Origin of the sequence: Paenibacillus sp. USHLN196 (assembly GCF_037144955.1) — a bacterium.
Classification (GTDB): Bacteria; Bacillota; Bacilli; order Paenibacillales; family Paenibacillaceae; genus Paenibacillus; species Paenibacillus xylanexedens_C.
On sequence record NZ_JBBCYH010000016.1, the window covers coordinates 96,303 to 114,317 of the forward strand.

Annotated in this window: 14 protein-coding genes; 8 read left to right on the plus strand and 6 right to left on the minus strand. The window is 45.7% G+C overall.

Annotated elements, in window-relative coordinates; translation table 11 throughout:
• Window positions 1–72 precede the first annotated feature (72 nt).
• Window positions 73–2,595, minus strand: coding sequence for a transglutaminase domain-containing protein (locus WFI24_RS28790; RefSeq protein ID WP_336765352.1), 2,523 nt, complete (start codon window positions 2,593–2,595; stop codon window positions 73–75).
• 303 nt (window positions 2,596–2,898) lie between these two features.
• On the opposite strand from WFI24_RS28790, the gene WFI24_RS28795 reads away from it, so the two are divergent.
• Both WFI24_RS28795 and WFI24_RS28800 read left to right on the plus strand, forming a co-directional pair.
• On the plus strand, window positions 2,899–3,318 hold the full coding sequence (locus WFI24_RS28795) for an ester cyclase (protein ID WP_336765353.1): 420 nt from the start codon (window positions 2,899–2,901) through the stop codon (window positions 3,316–3,318).
• Window positions 3,319–3,447: 129 nt separating this feature from the next.
• Window positions 3,448–5,826 (plus strand): GH36-type glycosyl hydrolase domain-containing protein, encoded by a 2,379-nt coding sequence (locus tag WFI24_RS28800; protein ID WP_336765354.1) that lies wholly within the window; start codon window positions 3,448–3,450, stop codon window positions 5,824–5,826.
• 119 nt (window positions 5,827–5,945) lie between these two features.
• On the opposite strand, the gene WFI24_RS28805 is transcribed toward WFI24_RS28800, so the two are convergent.
• Window positions 5,946–6,713 (minus strand): GNAT family N-acetyltransferase, encoded by a 768-nt coding sequence (locus WFI24_RS28805; RefSeq protein WP_336765355.1) that lies wholly within the window; start codon window positions 6,711–6,713, stop codon window positions 5,946–5,948.
• 149 nt (window positions 6,714–6,862) lie between these two features.
• Between WFI24_RS28805 and WFI24_RS28810 the strand changes: the two genes are divergently transcribed.
• Window positions 6,863–7,525, plus strand: a complete 663-nt coding sequence (locus tag WFI24_RS28810; RefSeq protein ID WP_336765356.1) for a M48 family metallopeptidase — start codon at window positions 6,863–6,865, stop codon at window positions 7,523–7,525.
• A 115-nt stretch (window positions 7,526–7,640) separates the two neighbouring features.
• Here the strand turns inward: WFI24_RS28810 and WFI24_RS28815 are convergent, their stop codons facing one another.
• Both WFI24_RS28815 and WFI24_RS28820 read right to left on the minus strand, forming a co-directional pair.
• Window positions 7,641–8,723 carry a saccharopine dehydrogenase gene (locus WFI24_RS28815; protein WP_336765357.1) on the minus strand — a complete coding sequence of 361 codons (1,083 nt, stop codon included), beginning with the start codon at window positions 8,721–8,723 and terminating at the stop codon, window positions 7,641–7,643.
• A gap of 99 nt (window positions 8,724–8,822) precedes the next feature.
• Complete coding sequence (locus WFI24_RS28820) at window positions 8,823–9,143, minus strand: ArsR/SmtB family transcription factor (RefSeq protein WP_145326281.1); 321 nt, start codon at window positions 9,141–9,143, stop codon at window positions 8,823–8,825.
• Between the two features lie 184 nt (window positions 9,144–9,327).
• Here WFI24_RS28820 and WFI24_RS28825 point away from each other — a divergent pair, with 184 nt between their 5' ends.
• Both WFI24_RS28825 and WFI24_RS28830 read left to right on the plus strand, forming a co-directional pair.
• Entirely contained in the window at window positions 9,328–9,729 is a 402-nt protein-coding gene (locus WFI24_RS28825; protein ID WP_336765358.1) for an iron chaperone, read from the plus strand.
• Between the two features lie 28 nt (window positions 9,730–9,757).
• Window positions 9,758–10,288 carry a cysteine hydrolase family protein gene (locus WFI24_RS28830; RefSeq protein ID WP_336765359.1) on the plus strand — a complete coding sequence of 177 codons (531 nt, stop codon included), beginning with the start codon at window positions 9,758–9,760 and terminating at the stop codon, window positions 10,286–10,288.
• 138 nt (window positions 10,289–10,426) lie between these two features.
• On the opposite strand, the gene WFI24_RS28835 is transcribed toward WFI24_RS28830, so the two are convergent.
• Window positions 10,427–11,878: a CAP domain-containing protein gene (locus WFI24_RS28835; protein WP_336765360.1), complete on the minus strand. Its 1,452-nt coding sequence runs from the start codon at window positions 11,876–11,878 to the stop codon at window positions 10,427–10,429.
• Between the two features lie 175 nt (window positions 11,879–12,053).
• On the opposite strand from WFI24_RS28835, the gene WFI24_RS28840 reads away from it, so the two are divergent.
• The 3 genes from WFI24_RS28840 to WFI24_RS28850 all read left to right on the plus strand — a co-directional run bounded on the left by WFI24_RS28840 (window position 12,054) and on the right by WFI24_RS28850 (window position 15,584).
• Complete coding sequence (locus WFI24_RS28840; protein WP_336765361.1) at window positions 12,054–13,637, plus strand: glycosyltransferase family 39 protein; 1,584 nt, start codon at window positions 12,054–12,056, stop codon at window positions 13,635–13,637.
• 4 nt (window positions 13,638–13,641) lie between these two features.
• Window positions 13,642–14,190 (plus strand): hypothetical protein, encoded by a 549-nt coding sequence (locus WFI24_RS28845; protein WP_336765362.1) that lies wholly within the window; start codon window positions 13,642–13,644, stop codon window positions 14,188–14,190.
• 404 nt (window positions 14,191–14,594) lie between these two features.
• Window positions 14,595–15,584, plus strand: coding sequence for a phosphotransferase enzyme family protein (locus tag WFI24_RS28850; RefSeq protein ID WP_336765363.1), 990 nt, complete (start codon window positions 14,595–14,597; stop codon window positions 15,582–15,584).
• Window positions 15,585–15,728: 144 nt separating this feature from the next.
• Here WFI24_RS28850 and WFI24_RS28855 read toward each other — a convergent pair whose 3' ends face one another.
• A complete protein-coding gene (locus tag WFI24_RS28855; protein WP_336765364.1) occupies window positions 15,729–17,969 on the minus strand; it encodes an S-layer homology domain-containing protein in 2,241 nt (746 codons plus the stop codon).
• Between the last annotated feature and the right edge of the window lie 46 nt (window positions 17,970–18,015).

Genomic DNA, 18,015 nt, shown 5'->3' on the forward strand with positions numbered 1-18,015 from the left:
ACAAAGAACTCCATTCCCGATAAAGGTGAATGGAGTTCTTTATTTTTATAGTATTTTTTTGTGATTATGGATTTACTTCTGATCCGGTTTCGGTTCCAAAATGGCATAACTGCCGAGTGTGGCCAATTGCGCCGTATTTAGAAGGGCTTCATCCACTGCAGCAAGGGCTTCGCCGGCAGCTGTCATCAGCTCGTCGGAGTCAACAGGTGAGGCGAAACGGAGAATGACGCGGTTCTCTCCTTTTTTGAGTTCAGTCTCAGCTTTAGTTTTGTACTCATTCATGGATGCGACTTCGAGATCATTCTGCACATAATAATCATTGGCATCACTCTCGCCATTGAACATCGCGAGCTCGGAATCAAGCCAGTAATCCTTATCCGCTATCGTTTTCTGACTTGCAGCAGTCTCATCGTTGGCATTGTACAGGAAGTATGGAATGCCGGAGTTCGTCAGGTTGTTGGTGGCATCTACATGGAACCATTCGTTCCCGATTTTGACCTTGTTCCATGCATGTGGAACACCGCTGGAAGCTCCCGTTACGACGATGCTTTCCAGTCCCGAGAGATCGGAGAGCAATTTGTAGACGGAGGCATAGCTGGCACATACGCCAACACCTTTGACCAGAATACCGTATGTGGTAAACGAGTCATTGAACTGCGGATCGACATTTTTGAAGTTGTTCTGCTCGGCATTTTCCAGCGCTGCATCATCATACTTCGCGTTATCGTTCAGATAATCGTAGATGGCTTTTCGTTTCTCGTCTTCGTTCATACCATCTTTAATGATAGAAGCCACGACTTCGTTCGCTTTGGCAATAATCTCATCCTGTTTCTTCTGAATACCACTAGCCGATTCATTGTAATGAATGGAAAGGGTAAGCGTACCATAGTTATATTCAAAACCTTCCACACCAAGAATCAATGGATTCTGGTACATCACTTTCAGGACAACATCCGAGAGTGTCGTGAAATTTTGAGCTTCGGGGAAAGCTTTTAACGAAATTTTATCTTGTGCCGCAATCATGTTCTTGGCTAAAACTTCTTCCAATGCGGAATCTGCATTGATCATTGCATCGCCTGTAGCAGGCTGTGGCACGGTTTCCTGATTACCTTGTTCTACATTTTGCTGTGTATTGGACTTCTGTTCGTCTACCAGGTTGTCTTCTTCAGCTTCGGGAGCTGGAGCAGGTGCTTCATTGGAAGCTTCTTCAGAAGCCATATCTGAAGAATTATCAGAAGTATCATCGGAAGCCTCAGTAGATAGAGGATCAGTTGCATCTTCTGACGTTCCCGTATCGGTTGTAGACTCTGTAGTTGGAGTTTCCGAAGCCGGTGCTTCTTCTGTTTCCGTTGCAGACTCAGGTGCATCATGATTGTTGATGATCGTTGGCACGTCAGGTGCAGGAACGTAAGGTGTGTCATTCTTCGGTTCCACCAGTCCGTTACTGGACTCGGCTACGGTTTGCTGAGCAAGTTTGTCCAAATCTGCTTGAGTCACATTCTCTACGCGTACATAACTCTTCAGAGCTGTTCCTTTAACGTGAAAAGGAATATTCGTTTCATTGAACTCTGAAATCTCTACGTTAGCGGTATCATAGACAATGGTTTCACGGGCTAGAGAGCCGTCATTGTACTCAACTGTCGTTTTCTGAGGAAGTACATCTATATTCTTTAATTTCTCCATATACAATTGTTCTTTCAAAGCTGTTGGTAACTGGGAAGCAAGCGGAGCTGTAGGGACACCTCTGCTAAAATTGGATTCTTTGCCTCCACCGATTGCAGTAACGTAATATTCTCCTCGTAAACCATGGTTCTGATGAGAAGTTATCAGTTCCTTATAAGTGCCGAGCCCGCCTTTTCCGTCTTTCATAAAATCATTGAAAGACGTCTCTGTCGTTACCGCAATATCTAAAGGCAGACTATTGCTGAATGCATCCTCCGCGCCGGTTAAAGGTGCATTTGTATCGAAATTGGTTAGGTCAGAACGTTCATAAATTTTATATTCGGTTGCACCCTCAACCTTGTCCCAGACTAACTTTAACCGTCTGTCTTTATCAATCTCGTATCTTAGGTTGGGTACAGGTAACTCCGATTTCACCGTAAAAGGAATAATGATGGGTTGATCGAGCAACGTCATGTTCTCTGCGTCAGGATCATAATTCAGACGAATGTAATAAATGGGGGCACCACCCCAAGAACTTTGACCCCTGTTCATCATGGAATCTGAACTTAAAACGCCCCATCCAAGAGGTCTAATAGAAATACTATTGTCATGAATATCTGATAATAAAGGTACTTCGCTTGCTTTGAGTGCTTTAATATCGGTATGTACGGATATGGTATCTCCCAGGGACCAATTAGATTTTCCTAAATCTGCTTTAAACTTGAACGTAAATTCTTCATCCTGAGCTACATTGTACATCGGCATGATCGCTTGCTGCGATTCAGAGCCGTATTTCTGCTTCAAACTTAAAATGGTAGAACCTTCTACTACTTCTGTAGGGTTATTCTCGGACGGACTGCTTTCCTGTTCATTACTCTGGCATCCAGCCAGTAACAGGGTGAACGCAAACATAATGAAAAATAGACGTTTCATGATACACCGCTTTCTTGTTTTTCTGAGTTGCTCTAATGCTACGTTTCTACACACCGAAAGATTATCAGATATGGTTAAATCCCATACTCGAACCTCTTAACGGCCAAACCTCCTATTAATTTCCTGATATCCTTTGCTAGTTTATGGTCATATTGACTCATTGTCAAGGTGAGAGGATAGGGTTTAAGTCCTGTAGAACAATAGAACAGTTGTAATTCCGTAGCTTGAGTTCAATGGTAAAATAGAAGAGTTACTACATATTTATATATATAAAAGAATAATTTGGGGAGGCTGGGGTGGCGTATGACAGCAGAACAGATTGTCAGAACCTTTTTTGAAGAGGTCCGATCAGGCCGAAATCCGGATTATGCAAGCAGCGTGATGGCGGAACAGGTACTGGCTCATCAAGTGATATCTGAAGAAGAGGTCACGGTGACCCGAACACCTTCCGATTATGCGGATCATGTGCGAGAAATGATCGAAGCTTACGGGGAGTTTTCACTCGAAATTCAGGAGTTGCTGACGCAAGGCGATAAAGTCTATGTGCGCTGGAGACAATCCGGTACCCATGTTGGCGAAGTGGACGGATACAGTCCAACCAACCTCCCGGTGATTGAAATTGCGAGTGCGGTATACCGAGTGGAAAACGAACGAATTGCAGAGTATTGGATACAGATCGATAGGTTGGGCATCGAGAAACAATTGGAACGTAATCGGAGCTGAGTTTCTCAGCTCTTTTTTAGTTTTCAGTTCTTTGTAAGCGTTCCCGTGTTATAATGGACAAAGTTGTATACAAGTTACCTAAAACGTTTTCTGTCTTTTGACTCTATAATCTGAAAGTGAGGTTCAGTGATGATTAAAGCAACGGAAGATAATCAATATGTTGAATTAACCAGCCCAACAAGTATACCGAAGGCATCTGGATTCCTTTGGAATGAAAAGATGATGATTCATGTGAATTGCCGGGGGTACGCGGTGGCCCAATTCATGCAGCCTGAACCTGCTAAATACTCGTATGCGCCCAACCTGGAAGCGAAGACGTTTATGCAGCCGGAGCAGCCATATTATGCCCACCATCCCGGACGGTTTGTCTACATTAAAGATGAAGTAAGCGGCGAAATTTTCTCCGCCCCGTATGAACCGGTTCGCAAGCAAGCGGATAGCTATACGTTCGCTGTAGGCAAACACGATATTCATTGGAAAGTGATTCAGGACGACATTTGCATCGAAATGTCCCTGCGTCTGCCGAAGGAAGACGTTATGGAGCTGTGGCGTGTAAAGGTAACCAATCTGTCTTCGAGAAAACGCAAGCTGAGTATCTACCCGTATTATACGGTTGGCTATATGTCCTGGATGAACCAATCCGGTTCATATGTGGAAGATTTGCAGGGCATTGTCTGCTCGGCGGTTACGCCGTATCAGAAATATCAGGATTATAGCAAAATCAAAAACTACAGCGACAAAACCTATCTGCTTGCAGATCACCAGCCGACCGCGTGGGAAGTGAATCATGAGACTTTTGAAGGCGAAGGCGGACTTCATAATCCTTCTGCCCTTCAGTCGGAGACAATCGCTGGTGGAGATGCACGCTATGAGACACCTGTGGCCGTATTGCAATACAGAGTAGAGCTGGAAGCGGGAGCTGAGCAGGCGTATCGATTTATCTTTGGCCCGGCTCATGATGAGACAGAGATTGAGAGCATTCGTCAGCATTATTTTGTGAAGCAGAATGAGGCAGGACAGGATGGGTTCACCGCAGCCGAGCAGGAATATGTTGAATATATTGCAGAAGGGCAAGGGAACATCCAGATTGAGACACCGGACAGCTGGCTAGATAATGTCGTGAATCACTGGCTGCCTCGACAGATGTACTATCATGGCAAAACGAATCGTCTGACAACTGATCCGCAGACGCGGAATTATTTGCAGGACAACATGGGCATGAGCTACATTCAGCCGCAGATTGCACGGGCTGCGTTCTTGACCGCTCTGTCTCAGCAGCATATAAGCGGCGCCATGCCAGATGGCATTATTTTGCACCCGGATGCAGAACTGAAATATATCAACCAGGTTCCTCATACCGATCACTGTATCTGGCTTCCGGTCTGTATGAAGACCTATCTGGATGAGACGAATGACTATAGCATTTTGGAGGAGCAGGTTGCTTTTACAGACAGTGAACAAAAGGTTTCCGTACTGGAGCATATGAATCTTGCAATGCGCTGGTTGATCCATGAGCGTGATGCGCGCGGGTTGAACTATATCAATCAGGGTGACTGGTGTGATCCGATGAACATGGTGGGATACAAAGGCAAAGGCGTATCCGGCTGGCTGACCATTGCGACGGCATATGCGTTCAATGTGTGGGCAGATATTGGTGAACAGGCGGGGCATGCCGAGGTTGCAGCGGAATTCCGTCAGGAAGCCAATCAGACCAATGCGGTAGCCAATGAGTATCTGTGGGATGGAGACTGGTATGCCCGCGGAATTACAGATGATAACGTCGTGTTTGGCGTAAGCAAAGACGTGGAAGGACGCATCTATATCAATCCTCAGAGCTGGGCACTTATGAGCGGTGCTGCGGATCAGGAGAAACAGGAAAAGTTAATCCGTGCCGTAGAGGAGCAATTGGAGACGCCATATGGTGTCGAGAAGCTCGCGCCGTCTTTCACCGCGATGCGGGAGGATGTAGGCCGTGTTACGCAGAAACATCCGGGAAGTGCAGAGAATGGTGCAGTGTACAATCACGCGGCGGCTTTCTATATTTATGCGTTGTACCTGGTGGGCGAGAAGGAGAAGGCGTATCGTCTGTTGCGTAAAATGATTCCGGGGCCCGATGCCGAGGATATTCTCCAGCGGGGTCAGCTACCTGTATTTATCCCGAATTATTATCGCGGAGCCTATCATCAATTCCCACGTACAGCCGGGCGTTCCAGTCATCTGTTCAACACCGGCACGGTGCCTTGGGTGTATCGTTGCCTGATCGATGGCCTGTTCGGACTGCAAGGTCATGCACAAGGACTTCAAGTGCGTCCACAACTGCCTGAAGATTGGAGCGAGGCGTCGGTTACGCGGTTGTTCCGCGGGGCTGAGCTGAACGTGAACATGAAGAAGGATGCAGCTGTCCAAGCGATTGAAGTGTATGTTGACGGTCAACGAATTGAAGGCGATATCATCAAGAATATACAAGCCGGCGTGAAATATGAGGTGCTGGTGAAGCTACCATTGTAGAAAGCGCACAGAGTAACTGCTGAACGGTGTGAAGAGTTATTAAGAACCACGGAGCAAATTAAAAACTGCCTTTCCTTCATAAGAAGGAGGGCAGTTTTTAATTTCAGCTTGATCAGGACTCAGGACTCGATCCATTCTTTGACTCTGTACCAATAGCTGTAAATCTCTGAATAACCCAGCTTCGCGTAGAGCTTTAACGCAGGTACATTATTCGCAACGACTTGCAGATAACTAGACGTAGCGCCATTCTCTTTTGCCCAATGCAGGAGATGCAGGATCATCTGTTCAGCAAGTCCCCGATTCCGGAAGTTAGCGTCTGTAATGATGTCATATAATCCGATATAGCCGCGCTCGATTACACCGAACCCACATGCGACGACTTGCCCGTCGAACAACAGCGAGATGAAACCTACCTGCGTGCGGATGTTATGTAACATTAGTTCTGTCGTTTCCCGTTGCAGATCATTCACCTGATTTAACCTGCAAAAGTGATCCAGCCACTCTCCGGTTAACTGCTCGTCAATCTGTACAGCATGGTGCTCAGGCTCTTTGATATGTTCCAGACTCCGAGTCTGGAGGTGGGTGAGATCCACAACAGCATACCCTTTGTCTTGCAAAAGTTTGTCGAGATGATCCGGCTGAATAAACGGCGTGATTTTAAATATGGTATTTAACTGATTGGAAGCATAGATGCGCTCACATTCTTCAATCTTTTCATGCACATCCAGAGTGGAGTTGTGGATCGGTTGAACGGAGTTGGCACGTTTGGTATATCCTTTGGCAAAACGCAGTACCCAGCCGTCATATAGTAAGGTAGACAAGGGCTGCCAGTGGTTAAGCGATAGTTCTTCAATGGTTTTGTGTTCTGTATCCGTTGTATGAGTCATATCAAACCTCCGATTTCATAATTAAATAATAATACATAATAATGTATAAAAATACAATGCAAACATATATATCGCCGAACAGTATGCATTATCGTTGGAGATGGTATAAAATTTGATTTGAATGAATAACTTCAGAAGCGGAGCGCGTTATGTTAACTATAGAATTAAATAATCACAGTATTAACTGTCATGTTGAATACGGCAAACGGAAAAAAGTTTCCATCACGATGGATTTGCCTTACATGGTCACGATCAAAGCACCCAATGGTACCAGTGAAGACATGCTCCGGCAACTTGTGGAGCAGCATGGGGATGTGATTTTGAAGAAATCCGCTCTGATGCAGCGGGCGCTTGACGGTCCACAAGCCAAGGAATACGAGGATGAGGGCAAGGGGAAGTTTCTGCTTTTTGGCAAAGAGCACGCATTGCATGAATTGATTCCTGTAGAGGGGCTTACAGAAGAAGAGCTGCGAGCGAATCTGAAGAAGTTTTATTTTTCCGAGTGTAAACGCATGATTGGGGAGCGCATTGGACGCTATCAGCAGGAGTTGAAGGTGAAGCCGAAGTCAGTAGAAATCGTAGATTCTCCCACCAAATGGGGCAGTTGCAGCTGGGACAAAAAACTCACGTTCAATTATCGCCTGGCGATGGCGCCACTGGAAGTGATCGATTATGTCATCATTCATGAACTTTGCCATATTCACCACATGAATCATGATCGCTCCTTCTGGCGACGGATCGGCAGTATCATGCCGGATTACAAAACAAAAGAAGATTATCTAATGCGCAATGGTCGAGCCATGACGTTGTAATTCCAGACTCAAGCTTGTACTTGATACGATACAATTCTCCATTATTATTCGTAAAATCCGCGAAGGTCCCACTGTTTGCAGTGAGCGGCTTCGCGGATTTTTTGTTATGTCTGGATCAGGAGTGGGTTACTTGAACGCCGTATTGTTTGAAAAAATGAGTAACCGCATCCATGTCCATTCGATCATCGAACAGATGCTCAGGATAATAGACGCCTGGAACCATAGGCTCATCCGCTGGCATCATCAGTATCTTTTCGGCCTGTACCGCAGCGCCGAGTGCGGTCATATGAGTTTGACCGAGTGGGTCAGAGACTGTCATCGTTCGTTTAACCTCGTTTCCTTTTGCATCCAATCCTTTCAGTTGAATGACCAGATGATGCGCGCTCCCGGTTCCTGGATTATAGAGCAATTTCCGCCGGAATGGCTGGAAACGTTCTCCACTGATCATCTTCCATACACCGGTTTTGACCAATCCGGCGAGTGCATAGGTAGATACTTTACTATCAAATGAAATACGGAAGCTGGCGGAATCGATATGGCTGGTATGAGGCAAAGTGACGTGATCGGGTGTATCCAATCTGTAACATGGGGTTGTGTACCCGTTCGGGAAAAGTACTTTAATTGGATCTGTCATGGGATAGACAAGCCGGTTGGTGTTGGATTCGGTCACCTGAAAAGGAATACTCATTCGATCCATAAAGGCGGCTGAGTCAGGCCCAGCCTTATCTCGCAGCGAGTACAACGCATGTATGTTTACTTCAACATGTTGCAGCGAGTTAGAAAGTATCATGGCAAATAAAGAAGCTGTTCCTGCCATCCATCCAGAGGACAGCACTACAGGGGCATGAAGTTCCTCCTGCTCTACTGTACGGATCGCTTGATTGAACACCTCAGTCCAGCGTGTAACATCGATGAGTGGAATTTTTCTCCGCACTGCCGATACCAGTAGCCGATCATCCAGATCGTTCACTGCATTAATGATTAACGATATATTCTCTCCTGCGTGAATCAGTGGATCGTCTGCATGGGTATCAACGACAACCGTGTGGACACGGTTGGAGGGAAAAGGTGCTGCTTTACCCGGAGAGCGGCCTCCCAATACCAATTCCAGATCAGGATGCCTGTCATGCAAAATGCGGGCAAGTTGTGCACCTACAGCACCATAGCCTCCAGCGATAAGAACTCTTTTTCTAATCATTCGATAAACCTCCGTTGATGTGTTTATGTACTTATATGTTTAAACTTTTAAACATAATAGAGTGAAGAAAAGGAATGCAGTTCACCAGCGCGGTACGCGCTAGCTCTGACATTCCACTTCCACGAGATGAACGAGCTGTTTGAGCAATTCGATCGCATCGTTGAACTCCAGCTTGTAATACATTTCCGTACCTTTTTTCTGAACCGATAGCAGCCCGGATTGACGCAAAATTTTCAAATGATGAGAGACCGTAGGGCGTGACATGGGTACATGCTCTGCAATCTGTGATACGTTCATGCTCTCTTGATCAATGAGCAGCGATATGATTCGCTGGCGAACGGGATCTCCCAAACCTTGAAGATAAGGACTTAGATTCTCGAAAATATCAATGACTTTTTGGTTACCCATTGAATCGTTCATGGCTCACTCCGTTATAATGTTTAATTGTTTAAACGTATTATATAGCCTATACATCTAAAAAATCAAATTCAACATTTTAATTCACAGAGAAGTAGCTGTTCTGCTTGTCCATTTAGAGTACAATATAAGCAAATATACCCGTACCACGAATCAGTAGCAGTCCCCGTGGTGGAAGGAGCCCCAGATGGCTGAGAGTAACCATTATTCTATGTTGGTAGATGAGTATATCTCGGAGTTTGCGCCCGATGTACAGGTGAGATTGCAGGCGTTAAGACAGATTATTCGGGAGTCGGCTCCACACGCCGAAGAGAAGATCAGTTACAAGATGCCGACGTATGCGCAGCATGGGAATTTGGTTCATTTCGCCGCATACCAGCATCATATTGGATTTTACCCTGCTCCGAGTGGAATTTTGGCGTTTAAGGAGGAACTCTCCAAGTACAAAGGGGCTAAGGGATCTGTCCAGTTTCCGCTGGATCAGCCATTACCCGAGGATCTCATCCGCCGAATTGTGGAGTATCGGGTGAAAGAAAATGTGGAGATCGCGCTAGAAAAAAAACGCAAAAAAGGTAGCACTGGAGGCTGAAAAGCCTGTCTATGGAAGGAGATAGCGGGTGAATAAAGGGTTAATTGTACTTGATGTGCAGCATGGGCTTACAAGTCTGAGGGATGTATCTGTTCCAATTGCAAAGATTCAGTCTGTTATTACCATTTTTGAAAAGATGAACTGGCCTATTGTGTTTACCAAACATGTGGACCAGGACAATGAAGAATCCTCTCTCTATTATGAGAAAAGTGCCAATTTGGAAATTGTAGTTGATACTGGGGAACATCCTATTCTGGAGAAAAGTAAACCGAGTGCGTTCAGTAATACGGAACTGAAAAAGTGGCTGCTGGATCATCAGATCGAACATGTATTCATTGTTGGATTCAACATGGAGTATTGTTGTCTGTTTACAGCGATTAATGCTGAACACGAGGGGTTTAAAGTAACCCTGATTGAAGATGCGGCGGGTACAGTAAATACAGCAGAAACGTATGAAATGAAGGGATTAGACATACAGGATTTTATCGGTTCGATTCTGAATTGGTCAGGTTGTATTGAGGTTCTATACATGAATGAATTCAAGGAACAGTATACTTAATTCCTGAATTTAATCTGCGCTGAACCAAAAAACAGTCGGATGCCTATGCATTCGACTGTTTGTGTTTTTAGATTTTAGGTTTTACTTTGGTCGTTACTACACTGTACTTCGTTCTGTTCCTATTCTCTTCCTTCACTTCTATTCAAAGGAATAGATGACGTTTGAATTACTTGCTGTAGGAATGAAGTACATGAAGCTTGGGTCCACTTGCAAATAGATGGTCAGATCAGACACGCCCAGATTAGGAACCGTCAGACTGAATCGACCGTTAGCATCCAGCTTCACCGTTTCCGTACGAATATGTTTTTCTTCTGGAGAAGGACCGTGGATTTGGAAAGAGAACGTTTTATTCGCATAAGCCGCGAGTGTTCCCCGTACTTTCAGCGTACGAGCCGCTGTATATTCGAACTGCATCAGATGATTATCGAGATACTCTTCGTTCCCCGTATCCGGTTCTTGTGGCTCTGTTCCAGGGTCTTGTGGTTCTGTCCCAGGATTCTGTGGATCAGTCACAGGCTCTTGTGAAGGATTGCTAACTGAGAAGAAACGAGTCTGGTATGAAATTTCTGCTTTGGCCCCGTCTTTCCTTTTCAAACCGGTAATGCGAACGTTGAACGTATCGCCTGCCTTCAGGGATTTCAAGTTATCCGGGCGGAAAATGACAGCGTAGTTATATCCATAACCATCGGTATTTACATTGAAAAAGGCCTTTGCAGGATCACTGCTAACCGGGGTTTTAGATCCCAATACCCAAGTTTTCTGATCCGATGAACGGACGATCTCCACTTGTACCTCGGAATTGGAAGGCTTTGCGAAGACGTCCGGGTTCAGCTGTGCAGACCAGGCTTGCGACACATGGAATGCCTCAATCGGGAATGCCCCTTTGTTCGGATACAAGTTGTAATTGTAATTGAGTTTTCCTGAACGGCTTGTATCCATAACCTGCATGGTGCTGAAATGGCTTGCATAGTTTTTGTTGTCCCGGAATGCAATCCCGAAGCCGACTTTCTTCAGTTGCGGACTCAAAATCCAGCGGCGATGGCCGAGTGCAGCAATGTTGCTGGCATCCGAATCATCCATATATGCTTCAACACTTTTGACTGCAAGGTTTCCTTGAGCACCATAGGAAGCGTACAGGTTGGAGCTGGAAGTCGACTTGGCTCCCAGATCAAAGAAGTCCTTCGGCATATCTGCCGGACGAGCCGGGAAGTGGGTCAATTCTCCGGTAGAAACAACAACCGCTCCATGTTGGGCTTGTCGATTGAGTGCAGCGTCCAGGACAAGATCGCCCTCTAACCCGGAGAGATAACGATAAAAGTTCGCTGCACCTAGAGCCTGTTTCAATGTGGAATCACTTACTACACCAGCAACATAGGGAACCTTGGTCGAGGGGTTCTGTGTGAATGTGGCTGTCTGGTCCTTACCACTCATCCATTGCGTCCATTTCTGACTGATTTCCTGCTCACTTCGCTCAGGCAGCAGACTGTCGACAGGGGCTGCAGTGATCTGCTGGGTCCCGAGCAGCATAAATAACAGGCCTGCCAGAGGAAGAGAGAGTAACGAGCGGATGTACCTTTTTTGAATAACCATCTTCTGATCTCCTTTTAGTTAAAAATATTTATATTATGTATTCGATGTATATTATCGACATTAGAGGAATAATTCGTTAGATTTATGAATTGAATTGTTTGTTCGAATTCAGCGATTTTTCAGCCAGAGCCTTTATAATACTCACGGAATCCTGTATTCGAAAAGGAGTTTTGGCATGTCTAAGATGCTGCAAAAATCGTTTTATTTCATTCTGCTCGTGTTTGTTGCCGTGTTTATTGTTTCGTCCTTGTTGGTTCGGGCACAGTACAACTACGCTTTGTATGGGGACAATCCCATTCTGAGCATGCAGCAGTGGAGTATTTTTCTCCCGGTTATTCTTTTGCTTCTCGGTTCAGGTATCGGTCTGTATGCTCTGTGTTTGAAACTGAACCAATACAGTCCGAGGGTTATTATCCCGATCGTACTGCTATGTTCACTGGCGATTCAGATCATCATCATTTTCGTATTTCCGAGAGTGCCCACCGATGATTCACAGACCGTTCTCTCACTCGCCATGAACATGTTGTATGACCAAGACTACTCCACGTTTGAAACGGGTGGTTATCTGCACATGTTCCCGTTCAATTACTCGATCGTGTTGTACCTGAAGACATTGCTGTACCTGTTCCCGGACAATTATCTGGTCATCAAACTATGTAATATTTTGTTTTCAACGTTAACGACATTCATGATTTATCTTATCTACAAACAAGTGAATGACAGATCCACGGAACGTGATTACGGTGTGTTGATCTTTGCAGCGACGTACCTGCCTTCCCTGTTCCTGAACAACCTGATCTATAACGATGTAATTGCCACAGCATTTCTGACATCATGCCTATACTTCTTCATTCGTTTTGTACGTGAAAAGTCTTGGAAAACCATCATCATTGCCGCCATATTTCTTGCCATGGGCAACTACTTCCGAAGCATCGGCGTGATCGTGCTGATTGCTGCCATCATCTATATCCTGCTGAATACACGTAGCATCGGAGCGAAGAAAGTTATCGTTTCCATCGGTGTGGTGGCTATGTTGTTTAATGTACCAACCTGGACTCAGAATGGGGTTCTTCAATCCTCCAGTGTAGTGAGCGAACCCGTTGGAGAGAATGCGGCACCTGTCTATATGTGGCTGAACATGGGGATTAATCTGGAGCGTTTTGGCTTCTGGGACAATATGGAGAGTTATCAGATCTATCAGAGGCAGGCCAACTACAATAAGGCCGAGAGCGCAGAATTGTTCAAACAAGAGATTGGCAATAAACTGTCCGAAGCAAGTGCAAGTGACTTGGTGCAGATGTATTACAAAAAGATTATATGGACCTGGACCGAAGGGACGTACCAGATGGACCGATACGGAATTGGCAATGAAAGTTCCTTGGGTGCAGGAAGAGGAAGGGGAGGCGGAATCGCAGGCTCCTACAGCTATACCAATGCGATAACACAACTGTTTCAGGGGGATTCGGCTTATCGGACAGGTTTGCTCTGGATCGTATATGTGATGAATTTCTTGATGTACTGTTTTATTTTCATCCGGTTGGTCGGTGGAATTCGCCATAAACGGTATGATGAAGTCTCATTGATTCTGGTCATTCTCGGATTCATCGGATTTTATATTCTGTGGGAGATGAAGTCCAGATACATCTACCCTGTATATCCACTGTTGGTTGTGCTGTCCTATATGGGATTCAAAGATACGTATGATTTGATATTCCATCGTAAAGGCATCTTGGAGAGATATTCCCTGAGAAAAAGGTGATCATATGCGCAAAAATAGATATTTCACATCGGTTACGCTGCTCCTGCTGCTGGGATACTCGGTGATGCTGACGGCTTGCGATGTTATAACCGACCAAAATATTACCAACACCGGTTCTGCACAAGGCATGAACGGTGGCGGCATGCCGAATGGCGGTGGCCAGGGGATGAACGGAGGAACATCGAGAGGTGGAAGAGGCGCCGTGGGCATGAATGACCGTACAGGCAGTCCGGACATGATGCAGGGGATGATAAATGCTGATATTACAGGTAGGGTCATCTCCGTGACTGGAAACACAGTCACTCTGGCGTTGCTTGAGGTGCAGGATACCTCATCTCCAAGCATAGAATGGAAGGATACCGGAATGGAAATGAAATTGAATATAACTGATGAGGTTGCTATCACTGAAGGCATGGGAACGCCGCGTTCGGGTAATTCCAGCCCAAATGCGAATTCATCCATTCAAGTATCTGATCTTCAAGAAGAAGACATCGTTATGGTGTGGTATAAGGACAACACCGAGACGGTCGAACGGATGGCGGTTGTCCAGTAAAAGATGCTGGGAATATCGTTATTTTGTAATTGCTTACATTCGGTTTATGGGTTATTATGGAAACAGCTGTTTTTGAAGGGAGTGAGCGTCATGAAACGACGGTCTAAGCTGGTATGTTCTATTACTACAATGAAGGTAAGAACGAACTAAATAATTCCGGCAGACCATCAGATGCAGGGTGGAACACATCCAGTTTCCCAGTCGATCTGAGATCTGCCGATATAATAGGGATATAACTGCTCATTTTTTTCTGGCGTATGCGAGGTTTATTTGCTTGTGCAAATTTCCCATACACTCAGAATTTTTTTGAAGCCGCAGGCATAGCCTGCGGCTTTTTGCGCGCAAAAATAGGTATTCGAAGGCTACACGCAATGCACATGAACGATCAAAAAGGAGAAATGCCCATGTTAACATTAAAATATTTATTTCAAAATAACGACCTTGCCGAGATGATCCTGAAGAATTGGAGTTATGATCCCGAGTCGCTGGACATGTTTCAGTATTATCGCATATCCTCCAATGCCGTGTATCCGTTCAGAGATCAGGGGGAAGTTCGATTGCTTCGTTTTGCCCCGGTAGAGGAAAAGAATCAAATCAATCTTATAGCGGAACTGGAGTTCCTCCGATATCTTCGAACGAATCATTATGGAGCTATGGAGGCTATGCCTTCTCTTTCAGGAACAGAACTCGTAGAAGCTCACACGCCTTGGGGAACGTACTATGCTTCTGTATTCAAGCGAGTACCCGGATCACAGTTAGGAGGCATACAGTTGACTGATACCATCCTGTACAGCTATGGTCAGGCATTGGGTGAGCTGCACCAGCTATCGCAAAATTTCACACCTGAGCAGGAGGAGAAGCGACGCTGGACCTATACGGATGTATTGAATTGGATGCAGGAGAACCTGAAGGAGTTTCCAACAGAGACAGCAGCTCTGAACGAGGTGGAGTTTCTCCGAACATATTTTGCGACTTGGCCGATGACCCAGCAGAATTTCGGACTCATCCACTACGATTTTGAACCGGACAATGTCTTCTATGACGAAGGAAGCATGTCTTGTTATGCCATTGATTTTGATGACTCGATGTATCACTGGTACGCGATGGATGTGGAGCAGAGTCTGGAGAGCTTACGTGAGGAGATCGAGCCTGAGCAATGGGAAGTGAAGAAGCAACTGTTTCTGAACGGGTACTGGTCCAAGGCAGGAGAACGTTATGATCTGGAGGATATGTTCCCCGCTTGTCGTCGTTTTGCCAACTTGTACGGATATCTGCGTATGCTTCGATCTGTTGCAGAGCAGTGGTCACATGAACCGGAGTGGATGAGCGGACTAAGAGCGAGGTTGGAGAGGAAGATGACAGAAAAGGCAGAGCAATTCAATCATCCAATTTAAAGTCTACACATAAAAAGTTATATCCACCAATACTTTGAACACTTAATATTGAACGTATGTCATGACTCATACCAGAATCAGTCCTCATAACAAACAAACCAGCTTAGGAATTCAATGTAGAATTCCTAAGCTGGTTTTTACATGTTACTCGGTATAATCACTTATCGCAGTACGCCCCGCTTCTACACTGATCCAGTAGGAATAATCTTCGCGCACGTCAACATAGAGGTTGAGTTCTTTCACATCAAGGCTACTGACCGTTAGTTTGAAATTGCCATAGGCATCTGTTGTAACCTGCTGGGTCTGAATGTGTTCTACAGCAGGCGAAGGTCCATGGATTTTAATGGGCATCGTCTGGTTAGCATACGCCGGGAACGTACCTTGAAGGACCAGCGTGTGATCAGCAGAATACACGGCTTTCATGGTCTGATCCGGAAGTCCGCCGTTCTTTTCATTCTCGCTAGCTTCGGTAGCATTTTTCGGTCTGCTCCATAGTTCGAAGCCTTTATCCTTCAGGTTCTGTAGGAAAACAACGGCCTCAGCCCGGGTCAAGGATTCTTGTCCCGCATAACCTTGTACCGTAGCTGCCGTTTTCCCGGAAGAGTATCCCATGTTCAGCAGATACCGGATGGCATCTTCATCCTGGGTATAGTTCTTACCGCCAAGCCCCGCCACGATCACAGCTACTTCTGTACGGTTCAAGGCGTGATTGCGAAGCTTCGGATTCTGCCTGCTGGCATCCAGATTCAGATTCAACGCGGAAGCATAGGTATAGTAACGATCACTCCAGATGTTTCCTTTAACTGATTGTCCCTCCGCAGCATCGATGCTCTGAATGACATGGGAGTTCGCATACAGCTTGAACAACATGGAGAGAAATTCGGCTTCACTCACCTGATGATTAGGTTTGAATGTTCCATCCTCGTAGCCACTAACCATCTCTTGTTGCACGGCCCATTGAATGGCACCTTTCGCCCAGTGTGTGCGGATATCACTTAATTGGGGAATTCCTGTTACCATAACAGAGACCACAGCTTCTTTCCCCTCAAAACGTATGCGGATCTCAGCTTTTCCAGCCTGAAGTCCAAGTATTTTGCCATCCTTGATGGCAATGCGATCTGACGTCGTGGTAAAGGAAACGTTCGATTGTGGAACATAGGATGTTCCGTTATCATTCACAGCAGTAATTGAAGGCAGATCAATCTGTTCTCCTGCTCTGACGTTCAGGCTCTGTTGTCCTGGTGTTATCCGGGTAAGCGTTGCATCCTGAACACCGTCAACATGGAAGAAACGTGTGGAGTATGATATGTCCGCTGGTGTACCGTTCTTCTTTTGCAGACCTGTAATTCGAATGTTGAACGTATCACCGTTCTTTAACAATTGCACATCGTCAGGACGGAAGATGATGGCGTAGCCATATCCATATCCACCTGTCTCTACATTGAAATAGGCTTGATTAAACCATTTTTTATCCGCAGGGTCCACATTGTAATATCCGGTGGGGAATCCGCTGTTCTGATTCTTGGCGTTGAAGGTCCACTTCCGTTGATCCGAAGTACGAACCATCTCGACCTCTACCTCAGCTAGCGATGGTTTCGTGAATACATCTGTATTCAGTTGAACAGACCAGGCCTGTGTACTGCCAAATGCTTCGATTGGAAAAGCGCCCTGATTCGGGAACAGGCTGTAGTTGAACGAAGTTCCCCCAGCTCTGCTTTTATCAAATACCTGCATGGCACTATAGTATTGATCATATGTCTTGCCTGCTTCACTACGAGTGGCAAGTCCAAAACCGATTCGTTGCAGTTGTGGACTCAAAATCCAGCGCCGATGGCCCAGTCGATCTATATTGGAGGCATCGGAATCATTCATATAAGCTTGAATGCTTTTCGTCAGGACATTATTTTTGGAACTGCTGGTAACGTACAGATTGGAGCTGCTGGCAGACTTTGAACCTGTATCGAAGAAATCCTTCGGCATATCTCCCGGCTGCTCGGGATAATGGGACAGGTATCCTCCGGTGGAGACCACGACAGCTCCATGCTGGGCTTGACGGTTCAGTGTCGGATCAAGGATAAGATCGCCCTGTAGACCTGTGATAAAACGATAAAAATTGGCTGCGTTAAGACCCTGCTCCAGATAGGCGTCACTTACCACACCAGTAGAGTAGGGAGCACTTGTCGAAGGTGTTTCTGTATACAGGGGAGATGATTCATTGTCATTCATCCACTGATTCCATTTCTGTACAATCTCCTGCTGACTTCGCTCAGGCAGCAAACTGTCGATCGGTTCTGCATGTGCTGCTTGGGCACCCCCTAATAGAAACAGCAGACCTGCCAAGGGCAGAGCGAACAGCGAATACATTTTACTTTTCGGATAAACCATGTTTCCTACCCCTCTCATTTCTGAACGTACGAAGAACATATGCATG